This is a genomic window from Rhodoferax sp. GW821-FHT09E07 (genome assembly GCF_059416145.1).
This window is the reverse complement of sequence record NZ_JBWKOP010000011.1, coordinates 47,841-62,722: the sequence shown is the minus strand read 5'-3', so window position 1 is coordinate 62,722 and position 14,882 is coordinate 47,841. Positions and strand designations below refer to the sequence as shown.

Annotated in this window: 15 protein-coding genes; 14 read left to right on the top strand and 1 reads right to left on the bottom strand. The window is 64.2% G+C overall.

The window, feature by feature from the left end; all coding sequences use genetic code 11:
• Positions 1–9 precede the first annotated feature (9 nt).
• Positions 10–1,518 (bottom strand): Do family serine endopeptidase, encoded by a 1,509-nt coding sequence (locus tag AC07OE_RS19680; protein ID WP_495072258.1) that lies wholly within the window; start codon positions 1,516–1,518, stop codon positions 10–12.
• Positions 1,519–1,616: 98 nt separating this feature from the next.
• Here AC07OE_RS19680 and AC07OE_RS19675 point away from each other — a divergent pair, with 98 nt between their 5' ends.
• The 14 genes from AC07OE_RS19675 to AC07OE_RS19610 are packed head-to-tail and all read left to right on the top strand — an operon-like array spanning position 1,617 to position 14,801.
• On the top strand, positions 1,617–2,798 hold the full coding sequence (locus AC07OE_RS19675; protein ID WP_495072257.1) for an acetyl-CoA C-acyltransferase: 1,182 nt from the start codon (positions 1,617–1,619) through the stop codon (positions 2,796–2,798).
• Positions 2,799–2,803: 5 nt separating this feature from the next.
• Positions 2,804–3,475: an SDR family oxidoreductase gene (locus tag AC07OE_RS19670; protein ID WP_495072256.1), complete on the top strand. Its 672-nt coding sequence runs from the start codon at positions 2,804–2,806 to the stop codon at positions 3,473–3,475.
• Positions 3,476–3,488: 13 nt separating this feature from the next.
• Entirely contained in the window at positions 3,489–4,619 is a 1,131-nt protein-coding gene (locus tag AC07OE_RS19665; protein WP_495072255.1) for an acyl-CoA dehydrogenase family protein, read from the top strand.
• 5 nt (positions 4,620–4,624) lie between these two features.
• On the top strand, positions 4,625–5,542 hold the full coding sequence (locus tag AC07OE_RS19660; protein ID WP_495072254.1) for an MBL fold metallo-hydrolase: 918 nt from the start codon (positions 4,625–4,627) through the stop codon (positions 5,540–5,542).
• 31 nt (positions 5,543–5,573) lie between these two features.
• The gene (locus AC07OE_RS19655; RefSeq protein ID WP_495072253.1) at positions 5,574–5,981 is read left to right on the top strand and encodes a YchJ family protein; all 408 of its coding nucleotides are present in this window, start codon (positions 5,574–5,576) and stop codon (positions 5,979–5,981) included.
• A complete protein-coding gene (locus AC07OE_RS19650; protein ID WP_495072252.1) occupies positions 5,978–6,628 on the top strand; it encodes an HAD family hydrolase in 651 nt (216 codons plus the stop codon). Before AC07OE_RS19655 ends, AC07OE_RS19650 begins: the two co-directional genes overlap by 4 nt.
• Before the next feature lie 51 nt (positions 6,629–6,679).
• Complete coding sequence (locus tag AC07OE_RS19645; protein WP_495072251.1) at positions 6,680–8,302, top strand: carboxyl transferase domain-containing protein; 1,623 nt, start codon at positions 6,680–6,682, stop codon at positions 8,300–8,302.
• A 3-nt stretch (positions 8,303–8,305) separates the two neighbouring features.
• Positions 8,306–9,469, top strand: coding sequence for a dienelactone hydrolase family protein (locus AC07OE_RS19640; protein ID WP_495072250.1), 1,164 nt, complete (start codon positions 8,306–8,308; stop codon positions 9,467–9,469).
• Positions 9,470–9,502: 33 nt separating this feature from the next.
• On the top strand, positions 9,503–11,527 hold the full coding sequence (locus tag AC07OE_RS19635) for an acetyl/propionyl/methylcrotonyl-CoA carboxylase subunit alpha (RefSeq protein WP_495072249.1): 2,025 nt from the start codon (positions 9,503–9,505) through the stop codon (positions 11,525–11,527).
• A 19-nt stretch (positions 11,528–11,546) separates the two neighbouring features.
• Positions 11,547–12,476: a 2-hydroxyacid dehydrogenase gene (locus AC07OE_RS19630; RefSeq protein WP_495072248.1), complete on the top strand. Its 930-nt coding sequence runs from the start codon at positions 11,547–11,549 to the stop codon at positions 12,474–12,476.
• 15 nt (positions 12,477–12,491) lie between these two features.
• Positions 12,492–13,400, top strand: a complete 909-nt coding sequence (locus tag AC07OE_RS19625; RefSeq protein ID WP_495072247.1) for a hydroxymethylglutaryl-CoA lyase — start codon at positions 12,492–12,494, stop codon at positions 13,398–13,400.
• An 8-nt stretch (positions 13,401–13,408) separates the two neighbouring features.
• Positions 13,409–13,909 carry a YbaK/EbsC family protein gene (locus tag AC07OE_RS19620; protein WP_495072246.1) on the top strand — a complete coding sequence of 167 codons (501 nt, stop codon included), beginning with the start codon at positions 13,409–13,411 and terminating at the stop codon, positions 13,907–13,909.
• Entirely contained in the window at positions 13,906–14,148 is a 243-nt protein-coding gene (locus AC07OE_RS19615) for a DUF1289 domain-containing protein (RefSeq protein WP_495072245.1), read from the top strand. Before AC07OE_RS19620 ends, AC07OE_RS19615 begins: the two co-directional genes overlap by 4 nt.
• The gene (locus tag AC07OE_RS19610; protein WP_495072244.1) at positions 14,145–14,801 is read left to right on the top strand and encodes a 2-hydroxychromene-2-carboxylate isomerase; all 657 of its coding nucleotides are present in this window, start codon (positions 14,145–14,147) and stop codon (positions 14,799–14,801) included. The genes AC07OE_RS19615 and AC07OE_RS19610 overlap by 4 nt, the downstream gene beginning before the upstream one ends.
• The last annotated feature ends 81 nt before the right edge of the window (positions 14,802–14,882 follow it).

Sequence of the window (14,882 nt, the reverse complement as noted above, 5' to 3'; positions counted from 1 at the left end):
TGTCGTCTCTCAGGGTGTTGTCGCGGCCTTCAGGCCCATCACCAGAAAATTCTTGTCCCCCTCATGCTGCACCAGCAGCGCCACCGATCCCTTGGCCTGTGCCAGCAGCGCCCGCGCCTGCTCCACGGAGGTGATCGGCACCTGATTGATCGCCAACAGGATATCTCCAGGCGCAATGCCGGCCTTGTCGGCGGCTTCCTGCACGCCTTCGACCATCAGGCCATAGCGCGCTTCGGCGGCGCGTTGTTCCACGGGCAGTAGGGGGCGCACGGCCAGCCCCAGTTGTTGGAGTACCGGTACGTTGGGGGTTGCGTTTGCCGCGGGCTTGCGCTGCGCCGGGTCGTCCATGGTGGCGCGGGTCTGGGTGGGTTTGCCGTTGCGCAACACGTCCAGTTGCACCTGTTGGCCGGGGACGGCCATGGCGATCCACAGGGGAAGGTCGCTGGAGGTTTCGATGGGGTGGCCGTCCACCGCCACGATCACGTCGCCCAACTGCAGGCCTGCCTTGGATGCTGCGCTGTCAGGGCGCACGTCGGCAATCAGCGCGCCCATGGGCTTGGGCAGTTTGAAGGCATCGGCCAAAGCCTGTGTGACCTCCTGGGCCGACACGCCCAGCACGCCGTGCGATGCGTGGCCGGTGGCGACGATCTGGCGTTGCACCGATTGCGCGAGGTCGATGGGAATGGCAAAGCTCAGGCCCTGGTAGCCGCCGCTGCGGGTGTAGATCTGTGAGTTGATGCCCACCACCTCGCCACGCGCGTTGAACAGCGGGCCGCCAGAGTTGCCAGGGTTGATCGCGGCATCGGTCTGGATGAAGGGCACGGTGAAGTCATCGGGCAAGGTGCGGCTTTTGGCGCTGACCACGCCGGTGGTCACTGTGTTGTCCAGCCCGAAGGGCGAACCAATGGCCAGCACCCATTCGCCCACGCTCAGGTCGGCCGGTTTGCCGATGGCCACGGTGGGCAGGTTGTGGGCCTCGATCTTGAGCACGGCCACATCGGTCTTGCTGTCGCTGCCCAGCACCTTGGCCTTGAACTCGCGCCGGTCGGTCAGCTTGACGGTGACTTCGCTAGCGTGCGCGATGACGTGGGCATTGGTCAGCACCAGGCCGTCGGCGCTAACGATAAAGCCTGACCCTTTGACGTTGACGGGTATCTGCATGCTGGCGCCGGTGGCGCCAAACTGCTCCTGGAATTTGCGCAGGAACAGCTGGGTCGGGTCTTCGCTGTCGGCGCCCTTGGCGCTGGCACTGTTGTCCTTGCTGTCGGCCGTGATGAGGCGCGTGCCGGTCACACTGATGTTGACCACCGCAGGGCCATAACGCTGCACGATCTGCGCGAAGTCCGGCGTGCCCAGCGTGCGGATCGCAGCCGGTGCGCTGGTGGCGGGGCTGGTTGTTTGTGCGGAGGCCGTGGCCAGCAGGCCGGCACAGGCCAGGGCAATGAGGGGCAAGCGGATAGAGCGGGGCAGGGATGATGGTGTCATGCCTGCCATGGTGCCGCGCGCCCATGAAGACATGTGTGCGGCATGTGAAGTCGCGGTAAAGATTTTCTGCCACAATTGACGTTTACGTAAACGTCAATTGCGTTTGTCCACTTTGCACACCGAGGAAGACCATGCCCGACTCCATCGTGATCGTCAGCGCCGCCCGCACCCCCATGGGGGGCTTTCAGGGCGATTTTTCCAGCCTTGCTGCCCATGACCTGGGCGGTGCCGCCATCCAGGCCGCCGTGCAACGCGCGGGCATCAGCCCGGAGCTGGTGACGGAAGTTCTCTTTGGCAACTGCCTGATGGCGGGCCAGGGCCAGGCGCCCGCGCGCCAGGCGGCGTTCAAGGGTGGGTTGCCCAAGAGCGCGGGTGCAGTCACCCTGAGCAAGATGTGCGGCTCCGGCATGCGCGCTGCCATGTTTGCGCACGACATGCTGCTGGCCGGCAGCCACGACGTGCTGGTGGCCGGGGGCATGGAAAGCATGACCAATGCGCCGCACCTGCTGCTCAAGGGCCGCAGCGGCATTCGCATCGGCCACGACCGCGTGATGGACCACATGATGCTGGACGGTCTGGAGGACGCCTACGAGGCCGGCCGCTCCATGGGCACTTTTGGCGAAGACTGTGCCGCCAAGTACAGCTTCACCCGCGAACAACAAGACGCCTTCGCCACAGCCAGCGTGCAGCGTGCGCAAGCAGCTATTAAAGACGGAGCGTTTGAGGCGGAGATCGTCCCCGTGACCGTGAAGACCCGTGCGGGCGACGCGCAGATCAGCGTGGACGAAGGCCCCGGCATGATCAAGCTGGACAAGATCCCCACGCTGAAGGCCGCGTTTAAAAAAGACGGCACCATCACCGCCGCTTCCAGTTCCTCCATCAACGACGGTGCTGCCGCCATGGTGATGATGCGTGCGGGTACGGCGGCTGAACTGGGCTGCAAGCCCTTGGCCCGCATCGTGGCTCACACCACGCACGCGCAAGAACCCAACTGGTTTGCCACCGCCCCCGTCGGCGCCACGCAGAAGCTGCTGGCCAAAGCCGGCTGGACAGTGGAAGACGTGGACCTGTGGGAAATCAACGAAGCCTTCGCCGTGGTGCCCATGGCGCTGATGAAAGAACTGAACATCCCGCACGACAAGGTCAATGTGAACGGTGGCGCCTGCGCCCTGGGCCACCCGATTGGCGCCTCTGGCGCGCGCATCATGGTCACGCTGATCCACGCACTGAAGGCGCGCGGTCTGAAGAAGGGCGTTGCCACCCTGTGCATTGGAGGTGGTGAAGCCACCGCGCTGGCGCTGGAATTGCTGTAAACACCATGTCCAAAACTGTACTGGTCATCGGTGCATCCCGTGGCATAGGTCTGGAGTTTGTTCGCCAATACACCGAGGCGGGAGATCGCGTGATCGCCACAGCCCGGGACGCGGATGGCCTTGCGCGGTTGCAGGCGCTGGGCGCGCAGGCCTTGAAACTGGACGTGGCGAATCCCGCCAGCGTGAGCGGCCTGAGCTGGCAGCTCGATGGCGAGAAGATCGACATTGCGCTCTACGTGGCTGGCGTGTACTCCAAGACCGGTGCCACCACGCCGCCCACACAGCAAGAGTTTGACCATGTGATGCACACCAATGTGCTGGGCGCGATGCAGGCGATCCCACAGGTGGCGCCTTGGGTGGAGGAGGCGAATGGTACGTTCGCTTTCATCACCAGCGGCATGGGGCAGATTGGTGGAGTGGAATCCAGCTTTGGCTGGACCTACCGCGTGAGCAAGGCCGCGCTGAACATGGCGGTGGCCGCCGCGCAGAATGATTACGCCAAGGCCACGTTCATCGCACTCTGCCCCGGCTGGGTGCAGACGGACATGGGTGGCACTAGCGCGCCGCTGACCGTGGAGGACAGCGTCTCTGCAATGCGCACGACGCTTTCCAAAGTAACAAACAAAGACCGGGGCTGCTACCTGCACCATGACGGGCAGCCCTACACCTCGTGGTGATTCGGAGACTGACATGTTGTTGACCCAAGACCAGGAAATGGTGCGCGACGCGGTGCGTGAATTTGCGCAGGCTGAGCTGTGGCCCAACGCCGCGAAGTGGGACAAGGAACACCACTTCCCCAAAGATGCGCACAAGGGCCTTGCGGCGCTGGGCGCCTACGGCATCTGCGTGCCCGAAGAGTTGGGTGGCGCAAATCTGGATTACGTCACTCTCGCGCTGGTATTGGAAGAAATCGCCGCGGGCGACGGCGGCACCAGCACGGTGATCAGCGTGACCAACTGCCCGGTCAATGCCATCCTGATGAAGTACGGCAATGCCGCGCAAAAGAAACAATGGCTGACAAAGCTGGCGCAGGGCGAATTGCTGGGCGCGTTCTGCCTCACGGAGCCGCATGTCGGTAGCGATGCATCGTCACTGCGTACGACCGCAGTCAAGGAAGGCGACGAATACGTGATCAACGGCGTCAAGCAGTTCATCACCAGTGGCAAAAACGGCGACGTGGCTATCGTCATCGCCGTGACCGACAAAGGCGCGGGCAAGAAGGGCATGAGCGCCTTCCTGGTGCCCACCAATGCGCCGGGCTACGTGGTGGCGCGGCTGGAAGACAAGCTGGGCCAGCACAGCAGTGACACCGCACAGATCAATTTCGACAACTGCCGCATCCCCGCCGAGAACCTGATTGGCAAAGAAGGCGAGGGCTATGGTATTGCACTGGGTGGCCTTGAAGGCGGGCGCATTGGCATCGCAGCGCAAAGTGTGGGCATGGCGCGCAGCGCACTGGACGTGGCCATCGCCTACGCCAAAGACCGCCAGAGTTTTGGCCAACCCATCTTCAACCACCAGGCCGTAGGCTTTCGCCTCGCCGAATGTGCCACGCAGATCGAAGCTGCACGCCAGCTCATCTGGCACGCTGCAGCACTGCGCGACGCGGGCCGGCCCTGCCTCAAAGAAGCTGCCATGGCCAAGCTGTTTGCCAGCGAGATGGCCGAGAAAGTCTGCAGCGCCGCCATCCAGACGCTGGGTGGTTACGGGTATGTGAGCGACTTTCCGGTAGAGCGCATCTACCGCGATGTGCGCGTGTGCCAGATTTACGAAGGCACCAGCGACGTGCAAAAGATCATCATCCAGCGCGCGCTGGCCTGAACACCATGGCAGCCGCTTTGCCCGATGGTGTCCGTGTATTTGAGCGGGGTTGGCTCTCCAGCAACAACATCCTGATCCGGGGGCGCGACAGCGCTGCGTTGATCGACAGCGGCTATTGCACCCATGCCGACCAGACGCTGGCGCTGGTGGACGCCGCGTTGCTGGGCCAGCCGCTGGACTTGCTGCTCAACACCCATTTGCACAGCGACCACTGTGGCGGCAACGCCGCACTGCAGGCCCGCTACCCGGAACTGCAGACCCGCATTCCACCGGGGCACGCCGAGTACGTGCGCGTGTGGGACGCCCACGCACTGAGCTACACGCCCACGGGGCAGCAGTGCCCGCAGTTCCGCTTGGACGACACGTTGGAGCCCGGCACGGAGATGCGCCTGGGCGATTTGCTGTGGCAGGTGCATGCTGCTCCGGGGCATGACCCGCACTCGGTCATCCTGTTCGAGCCTGCCAGCCGCACACTGGTATCGGCCGATGCACTGTGGGAACGTGGCTTTGGTGTGGTGTTCCCGGAGTTGGACGGAGAGGGCGCGTTTGACGAAGTGGCTGCCACCCTGGACATGATCGAGCGGCTGAACCCCGCCACTGTCATTCCCGGCCATGGGGCACCGTTTGTAGATGCGCCGACGGCACTCGCCTTTGCGCGCCAACGCTTGAATGGCTTTGTACAAAACCCTGCCAAGCATTTGCAGTACGCGGCCAAGGTGTTGCTCAAGTTCAAGTTGCTGGAAGCCCAGCAACTGGAGATGGACACGCTGCTGGCCTGGGCCCGCGGCACGCCGTACTTTGCAGACATGCTGGCCACGCACTTTGCGGGGCTGCCGTTTGAAGACGCCGCCGGTCGGTTGGTACACGACCTGGTGCGTTCTGGCGCAGCTACGGTGGACGGTTCGCTGGTGTTGAACGCCTGAAAGCCCACGCCGCCAAGGCATGATGGCGGGCATGAAATCCCTGGACCCCCAAAACACCTGCCCGTGTGGCCGGCTGCATCTCAAAAGAGCCCTGCCCTATGGCCAGTGCTGTGGCCGTTGGCTGGACAGCCACATCCCGGCGCCTGACGCCGAAAGCCTGATGCGCAGCCGCTACAGTGCCTTTGCCCTGGAGCGTGCGCCCTATCTGCTGCGCACCTGGCATGCCAGCCATCGTCCCGCCAGCATCGAGTTTGAGCCCGGCGTGAAATGGCTGGGGCTGGAGGTGCGCAGCCATACGGTGACCGACGCGACCCACGCAGAGGTGGAGTTTGTTGCGCGCCAAAAGCCGCCAGGCGGCCCCGCCGTGCGGCTGCACGAACGCAGCCGGTTTGTCCTGGAAAACGGCCACTGGTTGTATGTAGATGGAGATGCTCTGTGAAATTTGATGCCGTATTGTTTGACTGCGACGGGGTGCTGGTGGACAGCGAGCCGATTACCAATAGGGTGCTGCGCGACATGCTGGCCGAGCGAGGCTGGGAAATGACCGTTCAGGCCTGCATGGACACGTTTGTGGGCAAAGCCGTGATGGACGAGCGCCTGCTGATCGAAGCGCGCACCGGCAAACCGCTGACACCCGAATGGATGGCGGAATTTCGTGCGCGGCGCAATGCTGCGCTGCAGGCAGACGTAGCCGCCATCCCCAATGTGCTTGCCGCAGTGGCCCGTATACACGCGGCGTATGGAGGTCAAATTGCCTGTGGCTCCGGCGCGGACCTGCCCAAAGTGATGCTGCAGATGCGCAAGGTCGGGTTGTTTGGCTATTTTGAAGGGCGCATGTTCAGCGGGCACGACCAGCCGCGCTCCAAGCCGCATCCCGATGTTTACCTGGCGGCGGCCGCCGCCTTGGACGTAGCGCCAAGCCTGTGTGCGGTGGTGGAGGACACGGTAACCGGCATCACCGCCGGTGTGGCCGCTGGAGCCATCGTGTTTGGTTACGCACCGCAGGGGCAGGGCGAGTTGTTGATGCGGGCTGGGGCCTCGCAGGTGTTTACCGATATGGCGGATTTGCCGGTGCTGTTGGTTTGAAATCTGCCACAATTGACGTTTACGTAAACGTCAATTCTTTTTGGGGTGTCCATGCCGGTTCTGGAATCCAAACTCAACCCCCGCTCTGCGGACTTTGTGGCCAATGCCACGGCCATGCGCGCCCTGGTCGCCGACCTGAACACGCAGATTGACAAAGCCGCGCTGGGTGGTGGCGAAGCCGCCCGCGCCAAGCACACGGCCCGCGGCAAGCTGCTGCCGCGCGACCGCGTGGGCATGTTGCTGGACCCCGGCACACCCTTCCTTGAGCTTTCCCCGCTGGCCGCGCTGGCCATGTATCCAGACCGCGATGGCACGGACAGTGCTCCGTGCGCCGGTGTGATTGCCGGCATCGGCCGAGTGAGCGGCGTGGACTGCATGATCGTGTGCAACGACGCCACGGTGAAGGGCGGCACCTACTACCCGCTCACCGTCAAAAAGCATTTGCGCGCCCAGGAAGTGGCGGCACAGAACAACCTGCCGTGCATCTACCTGGTGGACAGTGGCGGTGCCAATCTGCCCAACCAGGACGAGGTGTTTCCGGATCGCGACCACTTTGGCCGCATCTTCTTCAACCAGGCCAACATGAGCGCGCAGGGCATTGCGCAAATTGCCGTGGTCATGGGCTCGTGCACGGCGGGTGGCGCCTATGTGCCGGCCATGAGTGATGAGACCATCATCGTCAAGAACCAGGGCACGATCTTTCTGGGCGGCCCTCCGCTGGTGAAGGCGGCGACCGGTGAAGTGGTGACGGCGGAAGACCTGGGCGGTGGCGATGTGCACACGCGACTCTCCGGCGTGGCAGACCATCTGGCACAAAACGACCTGCATGCGCTCTCGCTGGCGCGCGAGGCGATTGCCCATTTGAATAAAAACAAGGTGCCAGCCCCCGCCACACAAGCGCCGGTAGCTCCTAAATTTGCAGCAGACGAGTTGTATGGTGTGATCCCTACCGACACGCGCAAGCCCTTTGATGTGCGCGAAATCATCGCCCGCATCGTGGACGGCAGCGAGCTGCACGAGTTCAAGCCACGCTATGGCAGCACCCTGGTCTGCGGCTTTGCCCATGTGGAAGGCATGCCCGTGGGCATCATCGCCAACAACGGCATTCTGTTCAGCGAATCGGCGCTCAAGGGCGCGCACTTTATCGAGCTGTGCTGCCAGCGCAAGATCCCGTTGGTCTTCCTGCAAAACATCACAGGCTTCATGGTGGGCCGCAAGTACGAGAACGAAGGGATCGCGCGCAACGGCGCCAAGATGGTGACGGCGGTGGCCACGGCCCAGGTGCCGAAGTTCACCATCATCATCGGTGGCAGTTTTGGCGCCGGCAACTACGGCATGTGCGGCCGTGCGTACAGCCCCCGCTTCCTGTGGATGTGGCCGAACGCGCGTATCAGCGTGATGGGTGGTGAGCAGGCGGCCAGCGTGCTGGCGACTGTCAAGCGCGATGGCATTGAAGGCAAAGGCGGGCAGTGGAGCGTGGAGGAAGAGGAGGCCTTCAAAGCCCCCATCCGCCAGCAGTACGAAGAGCAGGGCCATCCCTACTTTGCGACCGCGCGCCTGTGGGACGACGGCATCATCGACCCGGCCGATACACGGCGCGTGTTGGCGCTGGGCCTGTCTGCTTCGCTGAACGCGCCCATACCGGATACCAAGTTCGGCGTGTTCCGGATGTAAGCCGTGGATCTGTTGCACAAGCGCTGGATGTTGGCTGTAGTGGTGGGGGTGGGCTGCTCCGGCGCGCTGGCCCAGGCAACGGCGCCCGCCGAGGTGCTGGCCAGGGACATGCGCGAGGAGATTCTGCGCACGCCGGTCACGGTGAAGGACATGTATGGCCGGCAGGAAACCAAGCCGCTGGCCATCACCGTCTACCGCCCGCAGGGCGAGGGCCCGTTCCCGCTGGTGGTGTTCAACCACGGCAGAGCCGTGACGGCCAAGCGCGCCACCCAGGGGCGTTCGCGCCCCGAGAGCCTGGCGCGCTACCTGGTGGACAAGGGCTTTGTGGTGCTGGCGCCCACGCGCGTGGGCTACTGGGAAACCTTTGGCGACTTTGACCCCGAATTTACGGGCGCCTGCGGCAGCCCGCGGTTGGAGGCTGCGGCCCAGGCCGTGGGCGACCAGGTGCTGGCCACTGTGGCCTTCGCCAAAACCTTGCCCTATGTGGACACCAGCCGCTGGATCGTGGCGGGGCAGAGCGCGGGCGGGGCGGCTTCCGTGGTTACCGTGGCGCGCGCGCCGGCCGGGTTGCTGGGTGGAATCAACTTTGCGGGTGGCACGGGCGGCAACCCCGAGACCAGCCCTGGCAAGCCCTGCAGCCCGCAAGCCATGGAGCGCTACTGGGGCGACCTGGCCAAGGGTGCCAAGGCCCCCATGCTGTGGCTGTATTGGCCCAATGACAAATACTGGGGCCCCGATGTGCCCAAGGCCTGGCACCAGGCGTGGGTGGCCGGGGGCGGCAATGCTCAGTTCGCCACCTTTGGCTCGTCGGGCGAGGAGGGGCACCATGGCCTGGACGAGGACATGGACCACTGGCTACCTGTGGTGGACGGTTTTCTGCGCCAGTTGGGGTTCACGGCGCCCGCCATCGTCACGCGCCCAGCTCCTAGTGGCTTTGCGGACCTGCATGACACGGCCAAGGTACCGGTGCGCGCAGAGGTGCAGGCCGCCTACGCCAAGTTTTTGACGGCCAAGGCGCCGCGTGCTTTTGCCGTGAGCGACCGCGGTGGCTATGGCATGGCCACGGGCGACTACGCCGTGGGCCGCGCCCTGGGCAACTGCCGTCGCCACGTGCAGAAGTGCACGCTGTACGCGGTGGACGATGACGTCGTCTGGCCCGGCAAATAAACATCACCCCAAAAATACCGAAGAGAGACACGCATGTTCACCAAAATTCTCATTGCCAACCGTGGCGAAATTGCCTGCCGCGTGGCTGCTACGGCACGCCGCCTGGCCATCCAGACCGTGGCCGTCTATTCGGATGCGGATGCCAACGCCAAGCACGTGGCCGCGTGCGACGAAGCCGTGCACATCGGTGGCAGCGCGCCCAAGGACAGCTACCTGCGTTGGGAAAAGATCATTGCCGCCGCGCAGGCTACGGGTGCACAAGCCATCCACCCCGGCTATGGTTTTCTGAGCGAAAACGAAGAGTTTGCGCAGGCCTGCGAAAAGGCCGGACTGGTCTTCATTGGACCACCCGCATCCGCCATCCTGGCCATGGGCCTGAAGGCCGAGTCCAAGCAGTTGATGGAAAAAGCCGGTGTGCCGTTGGTGCCCGGTTACCACGGCAAAGACCAGGATACGGCCCTCTTGCAGCGCGAGGCAGACCGCATTGGCTACCCCGTGCTCATCAAGGCCAGTGCAGGTGGCGGAGGCAAGGGCATGCGCGCCGTGGACAAGGCCGAAGATTTTGCGGCCGCGCTGGCCAGCTGCAAACGTGAGGCCATCAACAGCTTTGGCGACGACGCGGTGCTGATTGAAAAGTACGTACAGCGCCCGCGCCATATCGAAATCCAGGTGTTTGGCGACACACACGGCAACTATGTGTACCTGTTTGAGCGCGATTGCTCGGTGCAGCGCCGTCACCAGAAGGTGCTCGAAGAAGCGCCTGCGCCCGGCATGACGGAAGCCTTCCGCCAGCAGATGGGTGCGGCGGCCGTGGCCGCAGCCCGCGCGGTGAACTATGTGGGTGCCGGCACGGTGGAGTTCATCGTGGAGCAAAAGCCCGATGGCGGCATGACCTTCTTCTTCATGGAGATGAACACGCGCCTGCAGGTGGAGCACCCGGTGACCGAAGCTATCACCGGGCAAGACCTGGTGGCGTGGCAACTGCGTGTGGCATCAGGCGAGCCGCTGCCGCTGCAGCAGCACGAACTCAAGATCCAGGGCCATGCCATTGAGGCACGCATCTGTGCTGAAAACCCAGACAACAACTTCCTGCCCGCCACCGGCACGCTGCAGGTCTATGGCCTGCCAGCCCACGTGACCTTTGAACGTGCCAGCCATGGCACACGCGTGGATTCGGGTGTGCGCCAGGGGGACACCATCAGTCCGTTCTACGACTCCATGGTGGCCAAGCTCATCGTGCACGGTGCCACGCGTGCCGAGGCGCTGGCGCGCATGGACGCGGCGCTGGCACAAACCCATATCGTGGGGCTGGCGACCAATGTGCAGTTCCTGCGCCATGTCACCACCAGCGCATCCTTCGCCCAGGCGAACCTGGACACCGCGCTGATCCCCCGTGAAGCGGCCGTGTTGTTTCACCAAGACAAGCTGGGCCTGCCACTGGCGGCTGCGGCCCTGGTGGCGCACACGCTGTGGGCCGAACAAACACTGGCCGCGCAGAAGGACGCCCACGGTTGGCAAGACCCTTGGGCACAGCGCGATGGCTGGAAATCCCACGGTGCACGGGTTCGCAGCTTTGCGCTGGAGTACGCGGGTGCGCAGCACACCGCGCTGCTCACAGCTGTGCGCGGTGGCGACTTGCAACTGGCCGTGGCCGGCCAGACGCTGGCGCTGCACTGGGCCGCGCAGGGCGACGCATTGGACATCACACTGGCGGGTCAGCGTGCGTTGGTGCATGTGTACCGAAATGGCGATGTGGCCCACGTATTCACTGCGCAAGGCGCTACACAAATCGTAGCAATTGACGCACTTGCCCATGCCGGTGATACACAGGGCGAGGGCGGCCGGCTGACGGCGCCCATGCCGGGCAAGGTGGTGTCGTTTGCGGTGAAGGCGGGCGACGCCGTGACCAAGGGCCAGGCCCTGGCCGTGATGGAAGCCATGAAGATGGAGCACACCATTGCCGCGCCGGCCGACGGCACCGTGGCCGAGCTGCTGTTTGCGCCCGGAGACCAGGTGACCGAAGGGGCTGAATTGCTGCGCCTGGAGACGCCCGCCTGACTGCGGCGAAAATGGCCGCATGTCTTCCTTGAACGTTATCTACTACTCGGCCGATATGGATGCGGCCTCCTGGATTCCCGGCCTGCAAGCGGCCTTGCCCGGTGCGTCGGTCACCCTGTGGGAGCCTGGTGCTCCTGCTGCAGATTACGCCGTGGTGTGGAAGCCACCCCAGCAATTGCTCGACGAGCAACCCGGCCTGAAAGCCATTTTCAACACTGGCGCGGGGGTGGACGCGCTCATGAAGCTGGACCTGCCGCAAGGCGTGCCCGTCATCCGGCTGGACGACGCCGGCATGTCGGTGCAGATGGCCGAGTACGTCTGCCACACACTCATCCGCCACTTCCGCGAATTCGAAGGCTACGAGGCCGATATGGGCCATGGCAAATGGTCGTTCCGCAAGCCGCGCAGTCGGCTGGACTACCCCGTGGGCGTGCTGGGTCTGGGTGTGCTGGGCGAGCGCGTGGCCAAGGCCGTGGCGCAATTTGACTTTCCGGTGAATGGCTGGAGCCGCACCCCCAAGGCGGTACCCGGCATCCAGAGCTTTGCGGGTGAGGCGCAGCTGGACGCCTTTCTGGCCGCCAGCCGCGTGGTGGTATGCCTGTTGCCGCTCACCCCTAATACCGAAAACCTGCTCAACGCCGAGCGTCTGGCAAAGATCCGTCCCGGTGGCTATGTGATCAACGTGGCACGTGGTGCCCATGTGGTGGACGCCGACCTCATTGCCGCCATCGACAGCGGCCACCTGGCCGGCGCCACGCTGGACGTGTTTCGCGTGGAGCCCCTGCCCAAAGACCACCCGTTCTGGGCCCACCCCAAAATTACCCTCACCCCCCACACCTCGGCCCGCACATTGCGCAGCGAGAGCATTGCGCAAATCGCGTTCAAGATCGGTGCACTGCAGCGTGGCGAGGCGGTGGCAGGCCGTGTGGACGCAGTGCGCGGCTACTGAACCTGGAGACTCACCATGAGCTACCCCACCCAAGTCAAGATCATCGACGTAGGCCCGCGCGACGGCCTGCAGAACGAGAAGCAGCCCGTGCCGGCCGCCGTGAAGGTGGAACTGGTGCACCGCCTGCAGGATGCGGGGCTCAAGGAAATTGAGGTCACCAGTTTTGTGTCCCCCAAGTGGGTGCCGCAGATGGCCGACAACGCCGAGGTGATGGCGGGGATCCAGCGCAAGCCTGGCGTGCGTTATTCCGTGCTCACACCGAACATGCAAGGCTACGAGGCGGCGGTGCTGTCCAAGCCTGACGAGATCGTGGTGTTTGGCGCGGCCAGCGAAGCTTTCAGCCAGAAGAACATCAACTGCTCGATCGAGGAAAGCATTGAACGCTTCCGCCCCGTAGCGGCTGCGGCCAAGGCGGCGGGCATTGCCGTGCGTGGTGCCATCTCCTGCGCCGTGGGCTGCCCGTACGAGGGCGAGATTGCGCCCGAGCGCGTGGCGCTGGTGGCGCGGCTCATGAAGGACATTGGTGTGGAACATGTGGGCGTGGCCGACACCATTGGTGTGGGCACGCCCGTGAAGGTGCAGCGTGCGCTGGACGCCGCGCTGCAGCACTACAGCGTGGACCAGGTGTCCGGCCACTTCCACGACACCTATGGCATGGCGCTGGCCAACACGCTGGTGAGCCTGGAGATGGGTATCTGGCATTTCGACACCTCGTCCGCCGGCCTGGGCGGGTGCCCCTACGCCAAGGGCGCCACCGGCAATGTGGCCACCGAGGACGTGGTCTATCTGTTACACGGCATGGGCATTGAGACAGGCATTGATCTGGACAGGCTTATCGACGCCGGCAAATTCATCAGTGACTTTCTGCAACGCAAGCCGCATTCGCGCGCGGCCAATGCACTGCTGACCAAACGCCTTGGATAAACAACACGATGTGTGGAGCGGAATTGACTGAACTACCCGAAGGCGTGCAGCGCGTGGCAGCTGCCCTGCAAGACAAAAATCATCCGCATGGCCCTGTGATGCTGGACGGCGCGGCGCGCACGGCGCAGCAGGCGGCCGATGCGCTGGGCATTGCCGTGGGCCAGATTGCCAAGAGCATCATCTTCCGCCGACTGGCTGACGATGTGGCCGTGCTGGTCGTCACCTCGGGCGACCGGCGCGTGGACGAGGCCAAGGTGGCTGCGCTGGTGGGGCCGCTGGGCCGGGCCAATGCTGCATTTGTGAAGGAGCGCACCGGCTTTTCGATTGGCGGCGTCAGCCCCATTGCCCATGCCACGCCCAGCGTCACGCTGATCGACCGGGACCTGTTTCGCTTTGACGAGGTGTGGGCCGCCGCAGGGCACCCGCACGGTGTCTTCAAGCTGGCGCCGCAAGACCTGGTGGTGCTGGCGGGTGCGCCGGTGGCCGATGTGGTCGAGGTGCCCGCATGAGTGCTATCAGAAGGCTAGCTGCTCGCGCAATATCCATGCGGGCTGTGGCCGAAAATGTGCCTTCTCCCTGCAGCTCGGTCTGCCGCATGGGGCCCAGCACCGGGTTGTGCGAGGGCTGTTTTCGCACGCTGGACGAGATACGAGACTGGAGTGCCAGCACCGACGCCACCAAGCGGCAGGTCTGGGCGGCCATTGCGCAGCGTATCGCGGCGGCGCATCCCCAGGAGTTCCCCGCATGAAACAGATTACTTTTTACCTGGACTTCATCTCCCCCTACGCCTACCTGGCGTTTGAAGAACTGCCGCTGGCGCTGATGGGGCTGAGCTATCAGGTGCACTACAAGCCGGTGTTCCTGGGGGGGCTGCTCAAACACAACGCGATGCTGGGCCCTGCCGAGGTGCCGCCCAAGCGCGCCTGGATTTACCGCCATGTGCAATGGCTGGCCCATAGCAAAGGGGTGGCGCTGGACATGCCTGCGGCTCACCCCTTCAACCCACTGGGTCTGCTGCGCCTGGCCGTGGCCACTCGCATTGACGGCACGCCCAACCGCTATGTGTGCGAGACCGTGTTTCACCACGTGTGGCAAGGTGGGGCGGACGCGGCCGATGCCCAGCGCCTGGCCGCACTCACACAGGCGCTGGCGCCCGTGCAGGACCCGGCGGGTGCCGAGGTCAAGGCCCAGCTCAAGGCGCACGCCGACCAGGCCATTGCGGCTGGTGTGTTTGGGGTGCCGGCGTTTGAGGTGGATGGCAAAGTCTTCTGGGGGCTGGACGCCTTGCCCATGCTGCGCGCCTACCTCGATGGAGACGCCTGGTTCACCGACAGCGAAGCTGACAGCCGCTGGGAGGGCGTGCAGAGCCTGCCCTCGGGAATACCCTTGCGCGCGGGGTGAATTGCCGTGATGTGAAATGGCGCTACAGGGTTAGACCTTAATCTGTCAGAGCCTCGTCAGTTTCACGCAAGCCAGCGTTGG